This window comes from Pseudomonas sp. YQ_5 (assembly GCF_043103305.1).
GTDB lineage: Bacteria > Pseudomonadota > Gammaproteobacteria > Pseudomonadales > Pseudomonadaceae > Aquipseudomonas > Aquipseudomonas putida_Y.
Genome location: NZ_JBICJS010000052.1, coordinates 14,909 through 35,587 on the forward strand (window position 1 = coordinate 14,909; position 20,679 = coordinate 35,587).

Sequence of the window (20,679 nt, forward strand, 5' to 3'; positions counted from 1 at the left end):
TTAGTCGAATTGACCGACAAGGCTGAATCGTTTTTCCGATTGTATCTGAAATGCCAGCACAAACAAATTGCAGGCCGGAGCGTCAAGGCGACCGGTTGCCCCAGCGGCAGAATGTCACGCCAAAAAACAAAAACCCCCGACCATGTACATGACCGGGGGTCTTGGATCACGCCGCAAGCGTCGCGATCAGGGTACCGCCAAGATTACTGCTGCTGAGGCAGTTTATCGATCGGGCCGCAGCCACCGATGATCTTGGAGATGGAAACCGAAGGGTGGAACAGGTAGTCGTAGGTGCAGTTTTTCGGTTGGTTGTAAACCTGGCCAGTGCAACCCGACAGCAGGGCAACACCCGATACGACAGCAACGGCTACAGTGGCCTTGAACAGCTTTTTCATTACTCAGTCCTTTAAATGAATCATCTTCGACCATCGTCTGATGGCGGCCGAATGATACAGAACCCAGGCAATGGATCCAAGTCACAAAGTGCAATGACTCGTTGCAGGCGAGCAACAAAAAGCCCAGCTGCGTAGGGCCCTTTAGAGTGCGAAACTAACGCCATGAATATGGCGCCTATCACCTGACCTCTTCAAAGCGCCTCCCTATGAACAGCCCAATCCCGACACCCAGTGCAATAATTGACAGAGGTACCATTTTCGACCCAGACCATTCATCTTCGCTGGCAAAGATGCCGAGTGCCCCGCCCGCCGATACCAGCGCCAGCAATTTTTTGCCGGTGTACAGGAAAGTTCGTTCGAACTTCATTTCGCGTATCCCTTCGTGAAAAATCGAGAATTTTTCACGCACCAGGCTTGGATACCAACCCGCTTTTTTAGCGGCCATTTTGACAGCCGACGATTTAGCGCAGTGGCAACTTCGCAGTCATCTATCAACGAATAGTTGGCGCCCTGCTCGTGGCTTGTCAGTCCGCGCAAGCCAATCCCGCCAGTCCGAGTCCGCTGGTGTTGCAAAGCATGATCCATGAAAAAGTGGAGGCGGCGCAGAATCAGGTCGAGACGGCCTTTTTGCAATTGCAGATGTAGGCATATTCACCGGCGGAGCTGCGCACTTTTTACTTACGTTCCAGCATGCCGACTCAAGGTCGCCCAGTACACTTCCAGGCGGGCACGCCCCCGTGCATGAGCGACCTTGCGTCACGATGGGCCTCAACTTGCTTACATATCAAATGCTGACGGCAGAACGATCATGTCCCGAATGGTCACGTTGCGCGGGCGGGTGAGCATATACATCACCGCATCCGCGATGTCGTCGGGCTCGATCAGGCTGCCGCTCTCCTTGGCCTTGCGCAGGTTTTCTTCCGGCCAATCGGCCAGCAGGGCGCTGCTGACCGGGCCAGGCGAAACCGCCCCCACGCGGATACCATGGTGCTTAACCTGCCGCCGCACAGTCTGCACAAAGCCGTTGACCGCCCACTTGGAGGCCGAGTAAACCGGTTCCCAGGGCACCGGGAAATGGCCCGCCACCGAACCGGTCACCACAATGTCACCCTGGCCGCGATCGATCATGTGCGGCAGCACATCATGCACGTTCCTGACCACGGCATTAACATTGAGATTCAGCATACGGTCGATGGCTGCCATGTCGTTTTCAACGAACTCACCGCCCACATAGCATCCAGCATTGGCATGCAGGATATCGAGCTGGCCGGCAACTGCCAGGATGCCCGGCATCAGGGTCGCGCAGCTGTCAGGGACGAGCAGATCGATCACCAACGGCATGGCAGCCTCACCCAACTGCTCACAGGCCCTGGCGAGTAATTGCTCGTCACGGTCAACCATAACCACCCTGGCCCCTGCTGCCACCATCGCAGTGGCGCTTGCCAGGCCTATTCCGGATGCAGCACCGGTGACGGCCGCCACTTTACCCTGCAGGTGCATTCCCATCAGGCATCTCCCCGCGCCCACTCAAGGGCGCTGTTGTCATTATTATGTTGACGTTTACATGCAGCATCACATGCGTGCCGCCATATCTGATGCCAGGGCGCATTACGATGTCAACGTCTACATTTGCATCGAAATATGTAGGCATGTCTGGCCTGCGGGGTCAGAGCAGCAACTGGCCTTCGATTATCTGGCTCTGTGGTGACAGCGAAGGGTCATCTATCTGGTCCAGCAACATGTTGATTGCTCCAATCCCCAGTTTTGCGCTGCTATGGCTGATACAAGGGATAGGTTGGCCGTAGATTTCGGCATAGCGCACCTGGTCAATGCTGAACAGCGCAATGTCGTCGCGGCTCAAGCCCAATTCGCGCATTGCCTGCAGCGCGCCCAGGGTCATCAGCGCGTTCAGGCCGAAAATGACATCGGGCCACTTGCCGCTCTGCAGGTAGTTGCGCACCGCGTCCCGGGCCGGCGCCTGGACGAAGTCGCCGTGCACAACCTCCAGAACGGTCGGTTCTGGCCACTGTTCCAGTGCCCGACGGATCCCGGCAAGGCGCGACAAGGAGATATTGGAGCGTTGCGGCCCGGCCACTACCAGCAGCCGGCGCAAGCCCTGTGCGAGCAGCGCCCGAGCGCCCTGGTAACCACTTTGCTCGTTGTCCAGGTACACGCCGGCGAATGGGGCGCCAGTCAGCTGACGGTCGATCTGCACCACCGGGATCGACGACATCACCAGCTTGGGCAGGTAGCTTGGCTGGTAGGTATCATCATCGCTGATAGCCGACAGGATCAGCCCCGCCACCTGATAGCTGAGCAGCGTATCGATCGCCCGCGCCTCCAGCTCTTCGGAGCCATCGGTATCGAACAACATCAAGGTGTAGTCGCGCTTCTTCGCCTCGCGCGTGATCGCCTTGATGATTTCACCGTAAAACGGGTTCTCCAGGCTTGCCGTCACCAGGCCGACCAACCGGCTTTCACGGTTCTTGAGGTTGCGGGCAAAGGCATTGGGCACGTAGTTAAGCTCGCGAGCCACTTTCAGTATCTGCTCTAACGTCTCCTTCTTGACCTTCTCCGGCTGGTTGAGCGCACGCGAGACCGTGACGGTGGTCATGTTCACACGCTTGGCGATGTCGGTGATGGTGGCTTTGACTGGTCTGGTCATGGACGCTCGGAAGGTGGCGAAGGCGCGGGTACGTTGATGACCGGATTTTCACCGATTCGGGGCCAACCGACAAATCGCAGCAGATTGTAGGAGAAAAGAGGCTGTGTTAGCTTCCGCAATGTAAACGTTAACATTGCACTGCCCAACGCTTGATCAGCCTGTCATTGCGCAAGATCCGGCTGATCTGCTTTTGCAATGCTGACAATCACCAAAACCCAACAGACCAACAACAAGGGTGTACGCATGGATTACGTGATCGGTGTCGACATCGGCACGCAGAGTACCAAGGCACTGCTGATGTCAACGCAGGGGGAAGTGCTGGCCCAGGCATCAGCCAGCTATCAGGTGGAGCAGCCCCGCCCGTTGTGGGCACAGCAATGGCCACAAGTATGGCTGGATGCGGTGTACGACACGGTAGCCGCCAGCGTTCGCCGAAGCCAGGTGCCAGCAGCCCGGGTCAAGGCCATTTGCATCAGCAGCCTCTACGGTGGCTCGGGCATCCCGGTAGACGCCGGCATCGAGCCTCTGCACCCCTGCCTGATCTGGATGGACCGGCGGGCTATCGCCGAGGCCGAATGGGTGCGTAGCCACCTGGACGTCGAACAACTGGCGCGCATTACCGGCAACGGCGTTGACAGCTATTACGGCTACACGAAGATGCTCTGGATCAAACGCAACCTGCCAGAGGTCTGGAGCAGGACCCGCTACTTGCTGCCTCCCAACAGCTATGTGCAATACCATCTGACCGGCGAACTTGCGGTGGACCACAGTTCTGCAGGCAATATCGGTGGCATCTATGACCTGGCGGCACGCGCCTGGTCGCCCGACATGATGGAAGCACTGGGCATCGACCCCGCACTCATGCCACAACGCCTGGTGGCGCCCGGGCAAATCATCGGCCACCTGCTTCCGGCGGCAGCGCAGCGGTTGGGGCTGCTGCCTGGCACGGCGGTGGTCGCTGGCGGTGTCGATGCGGCGATGGCAACGCTGGCAGCCGGAGTGGTTGCCCCGGGCAACCATGTGGCGATGCTGGGCACCAGCATGTGCTGGGGCTTTATCAAACAGCACAGTGATGCAAGCCCGGGCCTGATCAACATGCCTTATGTGCACGAAACCGCCACCACCACCTACAGCTTTGGCGGCGCAATTACTGCAGGCGCTGCAATCAGCTGGTTCCGTGAGCAGTTCTGTACCGAGGAAAAGCAGGCGGCGGCTCTGTTACCCGGCGTCGAGGTGCACCAGTTGATCGAACGGGAGGCTGCCAAGACTCCCGCAGGTGCAGAAGGCCTGCTGTTTTTGCCGTACCTCATGGGCGAGCGCACCCCTATCTGGGACGCCAGGGCCTCGGGTGCCTATGTCGGCCTGTCGCTGTTCCATCACAAGGCCCATCTGTACCGCGCGGTCCTCGAAGGCCTGGCCTTTGCATTGCGCCACAACATGCAACAAGGCGGTGATACGGGGTGCAACCTTGACCCGCAACTGATCGTGGTAGGCGGTGGCACGGCATCAGACCTGTGGATGCAAATCATCGCCGATGTTACCGGGCACGACGTGTTCACCATCGAAGAGCAAGTGGAAGCACCTTTAGGCGGCGCCGTCCTCGCAGCCATGGCAATAGGCGCGGTCGAAAATGTCGAGGTCATCCGCCAGTGGCGCACCCTGCGCCTGAGGGCTCGGCCAGACCTTGCGAACACAACCTTGTATGACCAGATGTTTGCCGATTACTGCGCTTCCTATGACGCATTGAAACCGATCATGCATCGCCTGGCCGACCTGGCAAGACAGCAGCCAGCACCTGTGCCTGCCACCCTGTCACGCACCGCCCAGCCACTTGCCGACTGAGATCAATCACAAGAGAGATGCCAACATGTCCACATGGCTTAGCCAGCTGAAGCAACACAGCACAGTGGTCGCCGACACCGGCGATGTCCAGGCGGTACGCCGTTTCGCGCCGCAGGATGCCACCACTAACCCTTCATTGGTGCTCAAGGCCATGAAGTCGGGCCAATACGACACCTTGCTCGAAGACCTGTGCACCACAGCCGTCGCCTCCGGCTTGCCCATGCCGGAGGCGATCGATTATGTCTGTGACCGCCTGGTGGTAGCCTTGGGCTGCAGCTTGATGCAGTACGTCCCAGGCCGGGTATCGAGTGAGGTAGACGCAAGGCTGTCGTTCGACACACAGGCAAGCATGATGAAAGCCCGGCGGTTGACCGCACTGTATGAGGCCGCCGGCGTCTCACGCGACCGCATCCTGATAAAGCTGGCGGCAACCTGGGAAGGTATCCGCGCGGCGGCTGAACTGGAGCGTGAGGGTATTCAGTGCAATCTGACACTGATCTTCAGCCTGGCCCAGGCCCGCGCGTGTGCGGAAGCCGGGGTGTTCCTGATTTCGCCATTCGTGGGCCGGGTACTGGATTGGCATCGCCAGGCCCTGCCTGAAACAACGTTCGTGCCAGCACAGGAGCCGGGGGTCGGGTTGGTCATGGCCTGTCAGCACTTCATGCGCCGCCACGGTTACGCGACATCGGTGATGGCGGCGAGCTTTCGCAATGTGGGGGAAATCGTTGCGCTGGCAGGATGCGATCGGCTGACGATCAGCCCGGCACTGCTTGAGGAGCTGGCTGGCACCGAAGGTAGTCTACCGGCTGCCCTCGTCGAAACCTCAGAATGCGAGACGCCGCCAGCACCACTGAGCGAGGCTGATTTTCGCTGGCAAATGAATGAGGACGCGATGGCGACCGAAAAGCTGGCTGAAGGGATACGCGGCTTCACCCACGATCAGCGGGCGCTGGAGGCAATTGTTGGGCAACATTTCGGGGGATGAGGATGGGTGCTCACCCAGTTGCCTGACCCAACCTGAAAGCGGGGCAATGCCCTCGGCAATGTATGGTCGCCGAGGGCTTTGCTCATCAGCCATCAACCGTCAATTGGTTTCCAGCTGATACGCCTTGCTCACGAACAACGCCGCAAACAGGCTCTTGCCTTCCTTGAAGGTGTACTGCTCTTCGAACTTGCCTTCCTCGACCAACTTCTGCCCGATGGCACATTCCGAGTCACTGTGGTTCTTGCCCTTGGAGCCAAAATCACTGCTCCACGATGACAGCCCAACCTCCTGGCAGAAAGCTGCGAACTTCGCCTTGGGGACTTGCTGCTGGTAATCGCTGAAAGCCTCTTTCAACGGTTTGAAGCCGCTGTAGCTCACCGAGTAGTTCTCGACCTTTGCCTTGCGCGCAAAACCACTCACTGTTTCGGCCAATACCGACTGACCGGTGTAAGGGCTGTATGCACCAATCAGCATGGCACTGAGCGCACTCTTGAGTTGGGTTTCGACATCGTCCAGCTCCGGCAGCGACTGGAAGTCGGCCTTGCGCACGATCTCACCTACCTTGGAGCCATCGTTGCGGTGGGTCACGACAAACGCCATCGAGCCTTCACCGTCACTGGAGCGCTTGATGGTGAAGTCCAGGTCAACCGTGGTGCCAAAATCGCCCGTACTGCTGACCAGAAACGCGCCTGTCACCGGCTGGCGGACCGCCATGTTGGCCCCCCAGGCGAACCCCGACTCAGTGGCCCGGCCATTGGCGGTCAGCTCTGCACGTGGCTGGATCTCGTCGCTGACATCAGCCACCAGAACCACTTCGGCGCCCTTGCTGGCAACGTAGGGGTTGGCCATCTGCATGCCGAGCAGCTGGATGTGAATGGTACCGTCCTTGCTGTCACCGTCGTGAGACAGCTTCAGCGCATCGGCTTTCAGGTATATGCCGGCAACATTACGGCTGACGTTGAGCTGGTACTTGGCCCAACCCGCCAGGCCTTCTTCCGTCGAACTGCCGCGGACCGATTCCATCAAGCCTGACAGGCCGCGCATGAACTGTTGGGCGCCGTTGGTCTGCGCCGCAGTGACACGGATTTCAGGCTCGGCGACGGTCAGGTTGCCGGAAAACGCCGAGTAGGAAATGTCCCCCTCAGACAGTACATCCTCAAGGAAATAGCGCTCCTTGAAGTCGTCGTAGTAGGCCAGCGCAGCCTTCTTACCCGAGCTGGAGACCATCGCATAGCCACCGCCGAGCACCAGCACCGCCGCGGCCACACCGCCAATCAGCAGCTGCTTCTTGTTCATCTGTTTGATCATGGTGTTTGCCTCACTGGACCATCGCGGAAGCGTTGTTCCAGTCGTTCACGTACTTTTGGGAGACCTCGGGGGTCCAGCTGAAATCGATACCGGCGTTGGGGAATTCCTTGGCCAGTACGGCACCGAACGACACGCGGTCGGCACAGTGGTCCTGCTTGCAAGCCTCGGGCTCACCCACGCTGTAGGCCCGGTAGGTAGGCACGGCACGGCCATCGTCCAGCGGGTAGTACGGCGTGGCGTTGGCCACCTGGGTCACGTACCAGCCTTCGCTGTATTCCTCGTCCGCAACCAGACGGCCCTTGCTCGGGAAGTCGATGGTGTAGAAGTCGCCCTGCGTGCCGGTAACGTGCACCATCATCGGCGTCACGCTGGCCGAGGTCGCAGGGTTTTGCTGCTCCAATGGCGAAGCGAAGCGCACCTTGATGCCGGCCATTTGTGCCAGCGCCTCGGTTTCACGCCCCTTGAAGTCGCTCATGCCATCCTGCAACTGCTGGTAACGCTCCAGTACGCGGGTATGCACGCGGGCCAGTTCCTGTTGGCGCTGACGCTCTTCACGCACCCGCCGCTGCTCACGCTGAACCGCCCAGTTCGTACCCTCGCGCACATCGAAGAACAGGCCCTGACGGTTGATGCCGATGCGGTTGCGGGTAATCTTCTGCGCGTCATTGCCCCAGATGTTGTTCGAGATCGCCGACAGGTCCTTGACGATGAACAAGGTGGCCACATCCGTGGTGGTCGGCGAGGTGGTCTTGATCAGGTCGAAGATTTCCAGCGCGGCTTCCTTGTACTTGGCCGCGTCCAGGGCAAACGACTCGTCCGGGGTGACCACCACGTAGTACGGGTCGCTGCCGAACGGGCGCAGTACGCCGTAGCTGGAACGGCTGAAGGTCAGGTACACCTTCATCTGCCGGCCGGGGATTTCGCCCACCAGGAACGCGGCTTGGTCAGCTTGCGCGGTGAGGTAGGAAACAGCCTTGTTCTTCACCGCAGGCTCGAGGTTCTTGATGAAGATCAGGCCGCTCGGGTGCGCGTAGACGCGGTTCCAGTTATCACCCCGGTAGGTGCCCACGGCCTTCCAGCTGATTTTTTCGAAGCTGCCTTCGCCAAAGCCGGAGGCCGGGCACGGCATGGCCGGGGTGGTGCCGAACGACAGGGTGTCGCCATCGCCGATGATCGACTTGCTGAGCACCCATTTGCAGCCAGCGCCGTCCGTTACCTGCATCAGGTTGCGGTTTTCCAGGACCACCGAGCGGCCGAAGTCCGAGGTGGGGGCTGCTGCTACTGCTGTGGCAGGTGCCGGGACAGGCGGCACAACAGGAGCTGGTGCCGGGGCTTCGGCGGCCGGCGCAGGGGCCGGTTCTGCAGCTACGGCTGGGGCAGGCGCGGGAGCCGGGGTAGCTTCTGCTTTCGCGGGTGCGGCTTCAACTACCGCCGGGGCTGGCTCAGCAGCAGGGGCTGAAGCCGCTGCAGCAGCAACCGGTGCTTCTGGCTGCACAGGTGCCGGCACTGGCGCAGGTGCTGCAACCGGCGCAGGGGCAACTGCGGCAGGCGCGGCCGCCAGGGTGACCAGCCCCAGGTTGCTGGCATTGCCCGAGCCGCTGGCGTACAGGTTGCCCTTGGCATCGACCGCCTTCCAGCTCACCTTGGCAGTGGAGCAGTCCTTGGCGAACACGAACGGCAGCTTGGTCAGCAGGCCAGACAGCAGCTCCTGGTTGTCCCACGCCGGGCGGGTGATGGTCAGGTCGACCTGGGGCTTGCACCAGCTGGTGGCATCCCCAGGCACTTCGACCTTGATGTTGTCTTTCTTGGAAAAGGCCAGCTCATGGGCGAACGCCTGCGGTACCAGACCACAAGCGCCGATCACTGCCAGCGCGAGCGCGTGCTTTTTCATGGAGTTCCTCAGATCAGTTCCCAGGTGCCATTGGCTTGTTTGCAGAAGGTGTTCTGCTCTTGCTCAGTCTTGCCGCTTTGCGATTTCAGGCTGACGGTGACAGGGCGGCAGGCCGCTTCGGCGGCAACTGTCTGGGTCGGCAGCGACTGCACCGAGTCCAGGTCGAAGCCTTGGGTTTCCTTGCTGGCAGCAACGTCCAGCTCGTCCAGGTTCACCGCCGGGGTCACGCGCTTGGCCACGGCCTGGGCCTTGGGCTCGACGTAGTTCTTGTGCACATAGCCAACGGTCACACCCTTGCGCCCGACCAGGATCCAGTCACCGGTGGAACCCACGGCGGTGAATTCGGTGTGGTTCTTCAGGCTGCCTACCTTCTCGCCAGTCTGATTGGGCGCGGCGCGCACATTGAGGTTGTCGCTGGTGGTCACATACGGCTCGTTGATCAGCTTCATCGACGGCACCGCCTGGATCTTCGGCGCACGCTTGACCTCGACCTGCTTGGTCTTGGTGTATTCCTTGCCCGGCACGATCTGCGCGGTGGCACCCGAATGGTCGGACTTCCAGGTCACCGGCTGGGCGCTGGCGGTGGTCTGCTGCTGGCTCAGCACCTCCTGGGTGCGCAGCGCCAGGGCCTGCTGGTCCTTCTCGTCCAGCATGTGGCCGATACGGTTGCCCATGTAGGCACCGATGCCACCCGCGATCAGGGCTGCGGCGATCTTGCCGTTACCACTGCCCATGGTCGAGCCGATGGCCACACCGGCCAGGCCACCGATCACGGTGCCCGCTTGCTCTTTGCTGATACCGAGCTGTGCACAGGCCGTGGTAGAGGCGATGGCGACCGCCAGAAGGGACGCGACGAATTTCTTGTGCAAGTGGAGCACTCCATTTTCGGTGGGGCGCACAGCCGCGTACCGCAGCCAATGGTTGGCGGCAGCATTCAAAGTTGTGCGGGGTTTTCAGAAAGTGTGCAGCACTGGCCGCAGACGACAATTCAGCCGTCCAGCGAGGGGCGCAGGGGGAGACCAGTACGGCGCAAAGCATCCAACGAATCCATGTCAGGAAGAGTTCATCGCCCAGCGCGCGTAATCATTACGGCGTGTGGCCTGGGCGTGAGTGGCGTATCAGAGCGCCGCATTGTAGCCTAAGGTGCCATTGGCAGTTCAAGACAAAATGTTGCAGGAAGCCTGTCTGATGTATTGGTAGAAATCCGTCCTACAACTTGTACTCAGAATTATCCCCTTCCTTGTAGGGCGTTTCCCAAACATACTGCCAACCCGCTCAAACGGTTGCGACGGATTCGGTCGCGCTCTAGTCTCGGCTCGTCGTTGTGAAATCAGCGACCGGCTTTGACAGGCCGACTACTCAAGTTTCCGTTGCAGCGCTTAATGGCAGCTGTGCATGGGGCACATTCGTGTGCGCCGGGTCCTTGGGTACCGGTCTGTCAACCCATGTATAGCTGCCTCCATTCGTTTGACAGCGTTGCCAGGCGGCTCCACTACCCAAGGAGCTTACATGCGCAAGACAGTCCCCGATCCGCCCTACTCCCCCGATTCCACCCAGATCCTGCAAGACACCCTGGTCCAGTCTTCAGAGTACGTGCTCTGCGCCCTGTCCGTGGCCCGCCAATCCGTGCAACTCGAACCTACCGCCCACAGCTCGATCGTGATGCAGGCCGTAATTCATGAAATGGAAGCGGTACAGGGACTGGTCGAGTCGGCGTTGATGCAGTTGCAGATGCGGCCGCATTTACCCACAGAGCCTCACACCTTGCATTAGCAGGTCAGGCCTATTCGCGGGCACGCCCGCTCCCACAGGGTCATCACAGCCGTCACGCACTGCACAGTACCTGTGGGAGCGGGCGAGCCCGCGAAGAGGCCAGCCCAGGCAACCCAAAATCCAGGGAAACAAAACAATGCCCACCGACAACACAAAAGAACCCACCACAGTCGGCAAGACCTGCTTCTACCAAGGCGAAAACAACACCCACCCGCTGTTCCGCATCGAACCCGGCATCCCCTGCCAGGACGCCCGCGAGCAGGCCTCCGAACTGATGGGTTACGTGCGCGACCTGATCATCACCGGCCTGATGGACGGCGACCAGAAACTGATCTGGGCCTCGCATTACCTGAGCGCAATGGCCAAGGCGCTGCTGGATGATGCTGAGTTGGGGATGATGAAAAAGTAAGCCGCAACGAAAAAGCCCCCGAAAGCTTTCGCTTCCAGGGGCTTGATCTTGTATGGCGGAGAGATAGGGATTTGAACCCTAGGTACTGTTGCCAGTACAACGGATTTCGAATCCGTCCCGTTCGACCACTCCGGCATCTCTCCAATGCCGCGCATCATACCAGCGTTCTTTTAAAACGCAAACCTTTTTTTCAAAAAAACCGCGTGGTATCAGGCGCTTGCGTGAACGCGTCGCTTACAGCGGCACGCCCAGGCGCTTGGCAACTTCTTCGTAGGCTTCGATCACGTCGCCCAGGCCCTGGCGGAAGCGGTCCTTGTCCATCTTCTTACGGGTTTCTTTGTCCCACAGGCGGCAGCCGTCCGGGCTGAACTCGTCGCCCAGCACGATCTGGCCGTGGAATACGCCGAACTCCAGCTTGAAGTCGACCAGCAGCAGGCCGGCGTCATCGAACAGCTTGCTCAGCACTTCGTTGACCTTCAACGACAGCTTCTTCATTTCTACCAGCTGCTCGGCGGTGCCCCAGCCGAACGCGACAACGTGGGATTCGTTGATGAAGGGGTCGCCCTTTTCGTCGTTCTTCAGGAACAGCTCGAAGGTGGACGGCTCCAGCTTGATACCCTCCTCCACGCCCAGGCGCTTGACCAGGCTGCCGGCAGCGTAGTTGCGCACCACGCACTCGACCGGGATCATGTCCAGTTTCTTCACCAGGCACTCGTTGTCGCCCAGCAGCTTGTCGAACTGGGTCGGCACGCCGGCTTCTTCCAGTTTCTGCATGATGAAGGCGTTGAACTTGTTGTTCACCATGCCTTTGCGGTCGAGTTGTTCGATACGCTTGCCGTCGAACGCCGAAGTGTCGTTACGGAACAGCAGGATCAAGCGGTCGGCGTCGTCGGTCTTGTAAACCGATTTGGCCTTGCCGCGGTAAAGTTCTTCGCGTTTTTCCATGATTGGGCTCCGCTTGCTTGAGGTGTTGGGCTAGGCGATTTCGCGCCAGTCGAGCCCGTGTTCCTGATTCGCCACCTGGAGCCAGTCCGGGTCGCACCCAAGGGTGTCGACGAAGCACTGGCGGGCCAAGTGTGGCAGGTTGTTCTTGCTGCTGAGGTGGGCCAGCACCAGGTGTTGCAGGTTGTTCCAGCCCAACTCGTGCACCAGGCGCGCGGCCTGGTGGTTGTTCAAATGCCCTTGCATGCCACCCACCCGCTGCTTCAAAAAGGCCGGATAGTGACCGCGTGCCAGCAGGTCGCGGCAGTGGTTGGCCTCGATCAGCAGTGCATCCAGGCCCTGGTAACGCTCCAACAGCAGCGCATCGTACGAACCCAGATCAGTGAGCATGCCAAAACGCCGCTGACCATCGCTGACCACGTACTGCAATGGCTCGTAAGCATCGTGCTCGACCCGCGCTGCGGTCACTTCCAGGCTGCCGACGCGCAGGCTTTGGCCACAAGCGAGAAAACCGGCCACCTCCACCGGCTTGCGCATGCCGCGCAAGGTCCCTTGGCTGAGGTAGACCGGTACATTGTAGCGCCGTGACAGCAAGCCGACCCCATGCACGTGGTCGGCATGTTCGTGGGTGACCAGTACCGCACTGAGCTGGGCCGCCGACACACCGAGCAGCGCCAGGCGCCGCTCGGTTTCGCGCAGGGAAAAGCCGCAATCGACCAGGATGAACGTGTCACCACTGGCGATCAGCGTGCCGTTCCCTTGGCTGCCGCTTCCGAGTACCGCGAAGCGCACTTAGCCCAGGTGGTCCTGAATGGCGCTCAGCACGCGGCGGGCGACATCGGCCGGAGCCACGGTGTTGATGTTTTTCTCGACCGTGACCTGCACGCTCTCACCCACCTTGCTCAGACGAACCTGGTAACGCTCGGCACGGGCCTCACGCTCTTCCTTGGTCGGCTCGCTGCCGAACAGGCGGCTGAAGAAGCCAGGCTGATTCTGCTTGTCGTCAGGCTTTTCGGACAGGTTGATGTAGTACAGGCCCAGGCTGCGGTTGATGTCCTCGACACGCCATTCGCCACCCTGCTCCAGGGCACGGCCTACGCCAGACCAGGCGCGGTCCAGGTCAGAGCCCAGGTACAGCACCGGGTTGCCGCTGCCGTCTTCGCTCAGGCTGACGCGGCTTGGGGCGTCGAAATCGCGCGCGGCCAGCAGCGACACCGAACCACCCTTCTCGGCGCTGCGGTTCATGCTGGCAAGCATTTCGTCGACCAGCAGGGCATCGGTGCCGATATTGCTGGAGGTGGACGGGAACGCAGGATCGGCAGTGCTGCCCGCCGGGCGCTCGACGCTGACCACATACACCTCGGAGGTGTTGCGCTGCACGCCAGGCTCCATGCGCACACGCACACGCACCTCGCTGTCACCGCTGCTGGCAGTGCTGGCCAGACGCTGGCCAAGCGATGCCGACAGCTCATCGAAACGCTGCCAGGTGGTATTGAACTCACCTGTCTGCGGGCGCTCTTCAGCAATGCGGAAGCCGTTGTCCTCGAAGAACTGCCGGGCTACCGGCCACACTTCGGCTGGCGAATGCTGGGCAAGCACCCAACGGCTGCTGCCGCTGCGCTGCAGGCTGTAGTCGGTGACCTGGGCGGCACCGCCAGTCAGCGGTTGCGGGCGAGGCACTTCGAACTCACCCTTGACGTTATCGTCAGCGACGTTACGCGGAATCGGCAGCAGCGGGTCAAGGCGCTTGACGTTGCTGGCGTCCGGCGGCAGTTGCATCGGCGCGGTCGGGTGCGCCTGCAGGTAGTCACTGCCGCGGTCGCGGAAATAGCCATCCTCGCCCCACAGCCAGCCACACCCGCTGGTGCTGGAGATAATCAGGGCAAGGGCGGAAAGACCAGCCAGTCGCTTCATGCGGTGTACTTCCTCTTAAACCAGTACGCCGGACTGGCGCAAGGCAGTACGGACTTTTTCGTGGCAGCCTTCGCTCAGCCAGGTCAGGGGCAGGCGAATACCTTTTTGCATCAGGCCCATTTCGACGAGCGCCCATTTCACCGGGATCGGGTTGGACTCGCAGAACAGGTCTTTGTGCAGCGGCATGAGTTTTTCGTTGATTGCGCGGGCCTTCTCGGCATTGCCCTCAAGGGCGGCCTCGCACAGGTCGGCCATTTCGCGCGGAGCGACGTTGGCGGTGACGGAGATGTTGCCCTTGCCACCCATCAGGATCAGCTCGACGGCAGTCGGATCGTCGCCGGACATGACGATGAAGTCCTTGCTGACGCCATCGAGGATGGCCTTGGCGCGGGCCAGGTCGCCCGTGGCTTCCTTGATGCCGATGATGTTCGGCACGGTCGACAGGCGGATCACGGTCTCGGCCTGCATGTCGCAGGAGGTACGGCCGGGAACGTTGTAGAGGATCTGCGGGATGTCGACGGCTTCGGCAATGTGCTTGAAGTGCTGGTACAGGCCTTCTTGCGTTGGCTTGTTGTAGTACGGCACAACCAGCAGGCAGGCGTCGGCGCCAGCATTCTTGGCGTTCTGGGTCAGGTGCACGGCTTCGGCGGTGGAGTTGGCACCGGTGCCGGCGATGACCGGAATCGGTTTGGCGCTGCGTTTGACGCGCTCGACCACGTGTTTGATGACCAGGATGTGTTCTTCGACATCCAGCGTGGCCGACTCACCGGTGGTGCCGACAGCGACGATCGCATGGGTGCCGTTTTCCAGGTGGAAGTCTACAAGTTTGTCGAGGCTGCCCCAGTCAACACGCCCTTGTGCATCCATGGGTGTGACCAATGCCACCATACTGCCCGCAATCATGTAACTGCTCCTGCCGGAAAAAGAGAGCGGTAATGGTACTGGGGGCATCGACCTTGCACAAGCGAAGCAGGCGGGTGGAGCATTCCCCTCGGCGGCTTATTTCGCTACCCTTGACCCTTTGATCGGTGCAGCGCGGCCCGTCGGGCCGTCGACCTTGCTCCCCGCCAGCGTCCAAGACCTCGCATGCGAGCCCCGGGCCCTGCCGACAGGAGGCTTTTGCCCGTCCTGTGCCGACCGCTCATCGCTTTAGGAATGCTGCATGTCCACCCCCACCGTCCGCGAACAATTCCTTGTCATCAGTGCCCTGGGCCCGAACCCCATGGAGCTGGCCAACGTCCTCAGCCGCGCTGCCTTCGAAAACCGCTGCGCGGTGGTCACCTCGCGCCTGAGCCGCCACGGCGAGACCAGCGCCCTGGTGCTGCAGGTGGGCGGCAGCTGGGACGCCCTGGCACGCCTCGAATCCACCCTGCCAGGCCTGGGCAAGAAACACGGCCTGACGCTCGACGTGGTCCGCAGCGCCGACCAGGAAGTGCGCCCGCAGGCCCTTCCATATGTGGCCTACGTCAGTGCTGCCTACCGCCCGGACATCATCAACGAGCTGTGCCAGTTCTTCCTCGACCACCGCGTCGAGCTGGAAGCCATGACCTGCGACACCTACCTGGCGCCGCAAACCGGTAGCAGCATGCTCAACGCCCAGTTCACCGTGATTCTGCCGGCCGGCACGCAGATCAGCTGGCTGCGCGACCAGTTCCTGGACTTTGCCGATGCCCTGAACCTCGACGCACTGATCGAGCCATGGCGTCCACAGAACCCAATGTAAGGAAACCGATCATGGCTGTAGCACTCGACCAACCTGTTGCCGACTTCCAGGCCCAGGCCACCAGCGGGCAAACCGTCAGCCTTGCCGAACTCAAGGGCCAGCAGGTGGTGGTGTACTTCTACCCCAAGGACAGCACCCCAGGCTGCACCACCGAGGGCCAGGGCTTCCGCGACCAGCACGATGCCTTCACCGCAGCCAACACCGTGGTATTCGGTGTGTCGCGCGATGGCATCAAGTCACACGAGAACTTCAAGGCCAAGCAAGGCTTCCCGTTCGAGCTGATCAGCGACAAGGACGAGGCCCTGTGCCAGCTGTTCGATGTGATCAAGCTGAAGAAGCTGTATGGCAAGGAGTACATGGGCGTTGACCGCAGCACCTTCCTGATCGACAAGGACGGTGTGCTGCGCCAGGAATGGCGTGGCGTGAAGGTGCCCGGGCATGTGGATGCAGTTCTGGCTGCTGCTCAGACCTTGAACAAGGCTTGAAATTGAATGGGCTGCCTTGCAGCCCTTCGCGGGCACGCCCGCTCCCACAGGAATTGTGCAGGGCCCAGTGGGAGCGGGCGTGCCCGCGAAGGGCCGCAGAGCGGCCCAATGACATTCAAAGCATCGGTGAAACGCTAGGCTCCTGCTTGGGCCACGCATCCAGCACGGCCTTGATCAGCGTCGCCAGCGGGATGGCGAAAAATATCCCCCAGAACCCCCATAGCCCGCCAAACAGCAGCACTGCACAAATAATCGCCACCGGGTGCAGGCTCACCGCTTCAGAGAACAGCAGCGGCACCAGCACATTGCCATCCAGCGCCTGGATGATCGCGTACACCGTCATCAGGTAGATGAACTGGTCGCCCCAGCCCCACTGGAACAGCGCAATCAAGGTGACCGGCACAGTCACGACCACCGCGCCCACGTAAGGCACCACCACCGACAGCCCCACCAGCAACGCCAATAGCGCTGCGTAGTTGAGCCCCAGGCTGATGAAGGCAATGTAAGTGGCAATGCCGCAGATCAAGATCTCGATGCCCTTGCCACGGATGTAGTTGGCGATCTGCCGGTTCATCTCGTTCCCCACCCGGCTCAACAAGGTGCGCTGGCGCGGCAGGTAGCCGCTGACCCAGCGGCCAATGAGTTCGCGATCCTTCAGGAAGAAGAACACCAGAATCGGCACCAGCACCAGATAGATCATGGCGTTGACCAGCAGTGGCAGGCTGGACAGCGAGAAGGTCAGCGCCCATTGACCAAATTTGCCAATTTCACCGCGCACCGACTCGATGGCGTGCAATACCTGCTCGTCCGACACCAGGTGCGGATAGCGCTCCGGCAGCAGCAACAACAACGACTGCCACTTGCCGAGCATGCCCGGCAGCTCGTTGAACAGCGTGATCAACTGGTGCCACAGCAGCGGTACCAGCACCAGCATGAACACCGCCAGTGCGCCCATGAATAAGGCGAACACCAGCATCACCGCCAGCCGTGTAGGTACGCGCACACGCTCCAGGGCGTTGACCAGCCCCTGCATCAGAAACGCCAGCACCATGCCCGCCAGCACCGGCGCGAGCATGCCGCCCAGGGTGAGCACTGCGGTAAACGCCAGGAACAACAGGACCGCCAGCACCACCGCTTCCTCATCGGAGAAGTAGCGCTGCACCCAGTCGCGAAAGACTTTGAACATTGACGATCCTTGGAAAAGACTCAGGCCTTGCGCAGCCAGTAAGTATAGGTACCGGCCTCGGCCGTTTCATGCAGCAGGGTATGACCGGCCAACTGGGCGAAAGTGCGGAAGTCGCGCTGGGAGCCTGCGTCAGTGGCGATTACCTTGAGCACAGCGCCACTGGCCAGGCGATTGAGTTCCATCTTGGCCTTGAGCAGTGGCAAAGGACAATTCAGCCCGCTGGCGTCCAGTTCGGCGTCGCAGGTCAGGGTGTTACTCATCGCAGGGTCTCCAAAGGCATCGCCAGGCTGCTTCTTGGCATGGCTGGCTAGGATAGCGCCACTGGTCGTCAACGTGTGAGCCCGCTACAGTAGGTATCTTTGATCCGACGCGAGCTTCATGCATGAATCTACTGCGCCCTACCCTGCTGACGCTGGCCTGCCTGATGGCCCTTCCCGGCCATGCTGACGACCTGCCATCACTGGGTGATGCCAGTTCTGCGATCGTCTCGCCGCAACAGGAGCACCAACTGGGCCGCGCCTGGCTCAGCCTGCTGCGTGGCCAGGTCAATCAGCTCAACGACCCTCAGCTCAAGGACTACGTCGAAACCAGCGTTTACAAGCTGGCCGAAACCAGCCAGCTGCAGGACCGGCGCCTGGAGTTCATCCTGATCGACAGCCGCGAGCTCAACGCCTTCGCAGCCCCAGGTGGCATTGTCGGGGTCAACGGTGGTCTGTTCCTCAACGCCCAGACCGAGGGCGAATATGCCTCGGTACTGGCCCACGAACTGGCGCACTTGTCGCAACGCCACTTCGCGCGTGGTGTCGAGGCCCAGCAGCGGATGCAGCTGCCGATGATGGCGGCGCTGCTGGCCGGCATCGTGCTGGCCGCAGGTGGCGCCGGCGATGCGGGCATCGGCATGATTGCCGGCACCCAGGCAGCGGCCATCCAGGAGCAGCGGCGCTTCTCGCGCCAGAACGAACAGGAAGCCGACCGCATTGGCATCCAGAACCTGGAAAAGGCCGGCTACGACCCGCGCAACATGCCGACCATGTTCGAGCGCCTGGCACGCCAGTACCGGTATGACGCCAAACCGCCGGAATTCCTGCTGACCCACCCGGTGACCGAATCACGTATTGCCGACACCCGTAACCGCGCCGACCAGGCGCCCAAGGGTGGTATCGAAGACAGCATGCGCTACCAGCTGATCCGCGCCCGGGTGGCACTTACCTACGAAGGCACACCGGGGCTTGCCGCCAAACGCTTCCGTGCCCAACTGGACGAAGACCCAAAGCTGGACGCTGCACGTTATGGCCTGGCCTTGGCACAGATCAAGGGTGGGCAATTGAACGAGGCGCGTGAAATGCTCAAGCCGCTGCTGGCCAAGGCGCCCAACGACATCACCTACAACCTGGCGCAAATCGACCTGGACATCACCAACAACCGTCTTGCCGACGCCCAGCAGCGCGCCGAACGGATGCAGGGGCTGTACCCGGGCAACTACCCGTTGAAACAGGTGCGTGCCGACCTGCTGGTGAAACAGAACAAGCCGGCCGAGGCCGAGAAGGTGTTGAACGAGCTGGTCAAGAGCCGCCCGGATGACCCGGACGTGTGGTACGACATGGCTGAAGTGCGGGGTTTGTCGGGCAATACCATCGGCTTGCACCGGGCACGGGCCGAGTACTTCACACTGGTCGGCGACTTTGACCAGGCAATCCAGCAGCTGGATTACGCCAAGCGCCGGGCGGGTGGGAATTTCCCGCTGGCCTCACAGATTGACCAGCGCCAGCGCGAGATCATGGAGCAGCGGCGCATGGTTCAGGAAATGATGGGGCGCTGAAGACGACTCGCGGGCTTGCCCGCTCCCACAGCTACTCCACCGCCTTGGTAAACGGTGCAATATCTGTGGTAGCGGGCGAGCCCGCGAAGAGTATGACGCGGTCTGGCGTCAGGCATTACCAGACAGCTTCAGCCGCGCCGCCTGGGTAAAGTCCAGCATGCGGTTAAGCGGCTTGATGGCCTTGGGCACCAGCGCCGGGTCGACAAAAATTTCGTTGGTGCCGTTACGCAGGCAATCCAGCACCCGCTCCAGGGTGTTCATCGCCATCCACGGACAATGCGCACAGCTGCGGCATGCCGCGCCGTTGCCGGCGGTGGGAGCTTCGACAAATTCCTTGTCCGGGCACAGCTGCTGCATCTTGTAGAAGATGCCGCGGTCAGTGGCGACGATGAAGGTTTTGTTCGGCAGGGTCTGGGCAGCCTTGATCAGCTGGCTGGTGGAACCCACCGCGTCAGCCAACTCGATCACCGCTTCCGGCGACTCGGGGTGCACCAGAATCGCAGCATCCGGGTACAGCGCCTTCATGTCGGCCAACTGGCGCGACTTGAACTCTTCGTGAACGATGCAGGCACCGTCCCACAGCAGCATGTCGGCACCAGTCTGCTTCTGGATGTAACGGCCAAGGTGCTGGTCCGGGCCCCAGATGATGGTTTCGCCGTTGTCCATCAGGCTTTCGACAATTTCCAGCGCACAGCTCGAAGTCACTACCCAGTCGGCGCGTGCCTTCACCGCTGCGGACGTGTTGGCGTAGACCACCACGGTGCGTTCAGGGTGCTGGTCGCAGAAAGCCGAGAACTCTTCTACCGGGCAGCCCAGGTCGAGCGAGCAGGTGGCCTCCAGGGTCGGCATTAGCACGCGCTTTTCCGGGGTGAGGATTTTTGCCGTCTCGCCCATGAAGCGCACACCGGCCACGATGACCGTTTCGGCAGGGTGATTCTTGCCGAAACGGGCCATTTCCAAAGAGTCGGATACACAGCCGCCGGTTTCTTCAGCCAGCGCCTGGATGACCGGGTCGCAGTAATAGTGGGCAACCAGCACGGCATTCTGGGCCTTGAGCTCGGCAGCGATGGCCGCACGGTATTCGGCCTCCTGCTCGGCTGTCAGCGGGTTGGGCTGCTTGGCGTCGAGGTGGGCCTGAACCAAAAGGCGTTCGGAAATCTGGGTCATGATCGCTGGACCTGCAGGCGCGCTTGCGCGTCAAATCGAGTGTATCACCCGGCCCTGGCAGATCGGCTAAGGGTGCCGGACGGCACGCTGACCGCCACGGCCCTCTGCGGGCGCGGATTATTATCGGAGGCCGAAGGCTACAGACAATCCAGCGATTACTAAAGGGGTTTTTGTG

The 20,679-nt window shown here is 61.1% G+C and carries 21 protein-coding genes and 1 tRNA gene; 7 read left to right on the plus strand and 15 right to left on the minus strand.

The annotated features are described in order from the left end of the window. Positions 1–203: 203 nt before the first annotated feature. The 4 genes from ACF8EA_RS11655 to ACF8EA_RS11670 all read right to left on the minus strand — a co-directional run bounded on the left by ACF8EA_RS11655 (position 204) and on the right by ACF8EA_RS11670 (position 3,060). The gene (locus tag ACF8EA_RS11655; RefSeq protein WP_003254720.1) at positions 204–395 is read right to left on the minus strand and encodes a YhfL family protein; all 192 of its coding nucleotides are present in this window, start codon (positions 393–395) and stop codon (positions 204–206) included. A 178-nt stretch (positions 396–573) separates the two neighbouring features. Beyond that, complete coding sequence (locus ACF8EA_RS11660; RefSeq protein WP_392522085.1) at positions 574–840, minus strand: hypothetical protein; 267 nt, start codon at positions 838–840, stop codon at positions 574–576. Positions 841–1,172: 332 nt separating this feature from the next. Next, on the minus strand, positions 1,173–1,901 hold the full coding sequence (locus ACF8EA_RS11665; protein ID WP_392522086.1) for an SDR family oxidoreductase: 729 nt from the start codon (positions 1,899–1,901) through the stop codon (positions 1,173–1,175). 160 nt (positions 1,902–2,061) lie between these two features. Beyond that, complete coding sequence (locus ACF8EA_RS11670) at positions 2,062–3,060, minus strand: LacI family DNA-binding transcriptional regulator (protein ID WP_209967569.1); 999 nt, start codon at positions 3,058–3,060, stop codon at positions 2,062–2,064. Positions 3,061–3,303: 243 nt separating this feature from the next. Between ACF8EA_RS11670 and ACF8EA_RS11675 the strand changes: the two genes are divergently transcribed. Both ACF8EA_RS11675 and tal read left to right on the plus strand, forming a co-directional pair. Then, complete coding sequence (locus ACF8EA_RS11675; RefSeq protein WP_392522093.1) at positions 3,304–4,902, plus strand: FGGY-family carbohydrate kinase; 1,599 nt, start codon at positions 3,304–3,306, stop codon at positions 4,900–4,902. 25 nt (positions 4,903–4,927) lie between these two features. Beyond that, positions 4,928–5,887 carry a transaldolase gene (tal, locus tag ACF8EA_RS11680; RefSeq protein ID WP_392522088.1) on the plus strand — a complete coding sequence of 320 codons (960 nt, stop codon included), beginning with the start codon at positions 4,928–4,930 and terminating at the stop codon, positions 5,885–5,887. A 99-nt stretch (positions 5,888–5,986) separates the two neighbouring features. Here tal and ACF8EA_RS11685 read toward each other — a convergent pair whose 3' ends face one another. The 3 genes from ACF8EA_RS11685 to ACF8EA_RS11695 are packed head-to-tail and all read right to left on the minus strand — an operon-like array spanning position 5,987 to position 9,955. Beyond that, positions 5,987–7,195 carry a hypothetical protein gene (locus ACF8EA_RS11685; protein WP_392522089.1) on the minus strand — a complete coding sequence of 403 codons (1,209 nt, stop codon included), beginning with the start codon at positions 7,193–7,195 and terminating at the stop codon, positions 5,987–5,989. Between the two features lie 10 nt (positions 7,196–7,205). Beyond that, on the minus strand, positions 7,206–9,086 hold the full coding sequence (locus tag ACF8EA_RS11690; RefSeq protein ID WP_392522091.1) for a hypothetical protein: 1,881 nt from the start codon (positions 9,084–9,086) through the stop codon (positions 7,206–7,208). Between the two features lie 8 nt (positions 9,087–9,094). Continuing rightward, a complete protein-coding gene (locus tag ACF8EA_RS11695; RefSeq protein ID WP_021783350.1) occupies positions 9,095–9,955 on the minus strand; it encodes an SH3 domain-containing protein in 861 nt (286 codons plus the stop codon). A gap of 640 nt (positions 9,956–10,595) precedes the next feature. On the opposite strand from ACF8EA_RS11695, the gene ACF8EA_RS11700 reads away from it, so the two are divergent. Continuing rightward, the gene (locus ACF8EA_RS11700) at positions 10,596–10,859 is read left to right on the plus strand and encodes a hypothetical protein (protein ID WP_021783349.1); all 264 of its coding nucleotides are present in this window, start codon (positions 10,596–10,598) and stop codon (positions 10,857–10,859) included. Positions 10,860–10,995: 136 nt separating this feature from the next. Then, complete coding sequence (locus ACF8EA_RS11705) at positions 10,996–11,268, plus strand: DUF3077 domain-containing protein (RefSeq protein WP_014590008.1); 273 nt, start codon at positions 10,996–10,998, stop codon at positions 11,266–11,268. Positions 11,269–11,321: 53 nt separating this feature from the next. On the opposite strand, the gene ACF8EA_RS11710 is transcribed toward ACF8EA_RS11705, so the two are convergent. The 5 genes from ACF8EA_RS11710 to dapA all read right to left on the minus strand — a co-directional run bounded on the left by ACF8EA_RS11710 (position 11,322) and on the right by dapA (position 15,027). Then, positions 11,322–11,411, minus strand: a tRNA-Ser gene (locus tag ACF8EA_RS11710). 91 nt (positions 11,412–11,502) lie between these two features. Next, positions 11,503–12,213, minus strand: a complete 711-nt coding sequence (gene purC / locus ACF8EA_RS11715) for a phosphoribosylaminoimidazolesuccinocarboxamide synthase (RefSeq protein WP_003254733.1) — start codon at positions 12,211–12,213, stop codon at positions 11,503–11,505. Positions 12,214–12,243: 30 nt separating this feature from the next. Next, entirely contained in the window at positions 12,244–13,002 is a 759-nt protein-coding gene (locus ACF8EA_RS11720) for an MBL fold metallo-hydrolase (protein ID WP_021783347.1), read from the minus strand. Beyond that, on the minus strand, positions 13,003–14,124 hold the full coding sequence (gene bamC, locus ACF8EA_RS11725) for an outer membrane protein assembly factor BamC (protein ID WP_252459646.1): 1,122 nt from the start codon (positions 14,122–14,124) through the stop codon (positions 13,003–13,005). A gap of 15 nt (positions 14,125–14,139) precedes the next feature. Then, positions 14,140–15,027, minus strand: a complete 888-nt coding sequence (gene dapA, locus ACF8EA_RS11730; protein WP_003254739.1) for a 4-hydroxy-tetrahydrodipicolinate synthase — start codon at positions 15,025–15,027, stop codon at positions 14,140–14,142. Positions 15,028–15,286: 259 nt separating this feature from the next. On the opposite strand from dapA, the gene ACF8EA_RS11735 reads away from it, so the two are divergent. Together ACF8EA_RS11735 and ACF8EA_RS11740 are read left to right on the plus strand one after the other, a co-directional pair. Next, complete coding sequence (locus ACF8EA_RS11735) at positions 15,287–15,847, plus strand: glycine cleavage system protein R (RefSeq protein ID WP_003254741.1); 561 nt, start codon at positions 15,287–15,289, stop codon at positions 15,845–15,847. 11 nt (positions 15,848–15,858) lie between these two features. Then, a complete protein-coding gene (locus ACF8EA_RS11740) occupies positions 15,859–16,332 on the plus strand; it encodes a peroxiredoxin (RefSeq protein ID WP_176685092.1) in 474 nt (157 codons plus the stop codon). 115 nt (positions 16,333–16,447) lie between these two features. On the opposite strand, the gene ACF8EA_RS11745 is transcribed toward ACF8EA_RS11740, so the two are convergent. Both ACF8EA_RS11745 and ACF8EA_RS11750 read right to left on the minus strand, forming a co-directional pair. Further along, entirely contained in the window at positions 16,448–17,518 is a 1,071-nt protein-coding gene (locus tag ACF8EA_RS11745; RefSeq protein WP_103444795.1) for an AI-2E family transporter, read from the minus strand. Between the two features lie 20 nt (positions 17,519–17,538). Further along, a complete protein-coding gene (locus tag ACF8EA_RS11750; RefSeq protein ID WP_021783344.1) occupies positions 17,539–17,778 on the minus strand; it encodes a sulfurtransferase TusA family protein in 240 nt (79 codons plus the stop codon). A 122-nt stretch (positions 17,779–17,900) separates the two neighbouring features. On the opposite strand from ACF8EA_RS11750, the gene ACF8EA_RS11755 reads away from it, so the two are divergent. Beyond that, positions 17,901–19,337, plus strand: coding sequence for a M48 family metalloprotease (locus tag ACF8EA_RS11755; protein ID WP_014590004.1), 1,437 nt, complete (start codon positions 17,901–17,903; stop codon positions 19,335–19,337). A 108-nt stretch (positions 19,338–19,445) separates the two neighbouring features. On the opposite strand, the gene nadA is transcribed toward ACF8EA_RS11755, so the two are convergent. Further along, positions 19,446–20,504, minus strand: coding sequence for a quinolinate synthase NadA (nadA, locus tag ACF8EA_RS11760; protein ID WP_003254747.1), 1,059 nt, complete (start codon positions 20,502–20,504; stop codon positions 19,446–19,448). Positions 20,505–20,679 lie beyond the last annotated feature (175 nt).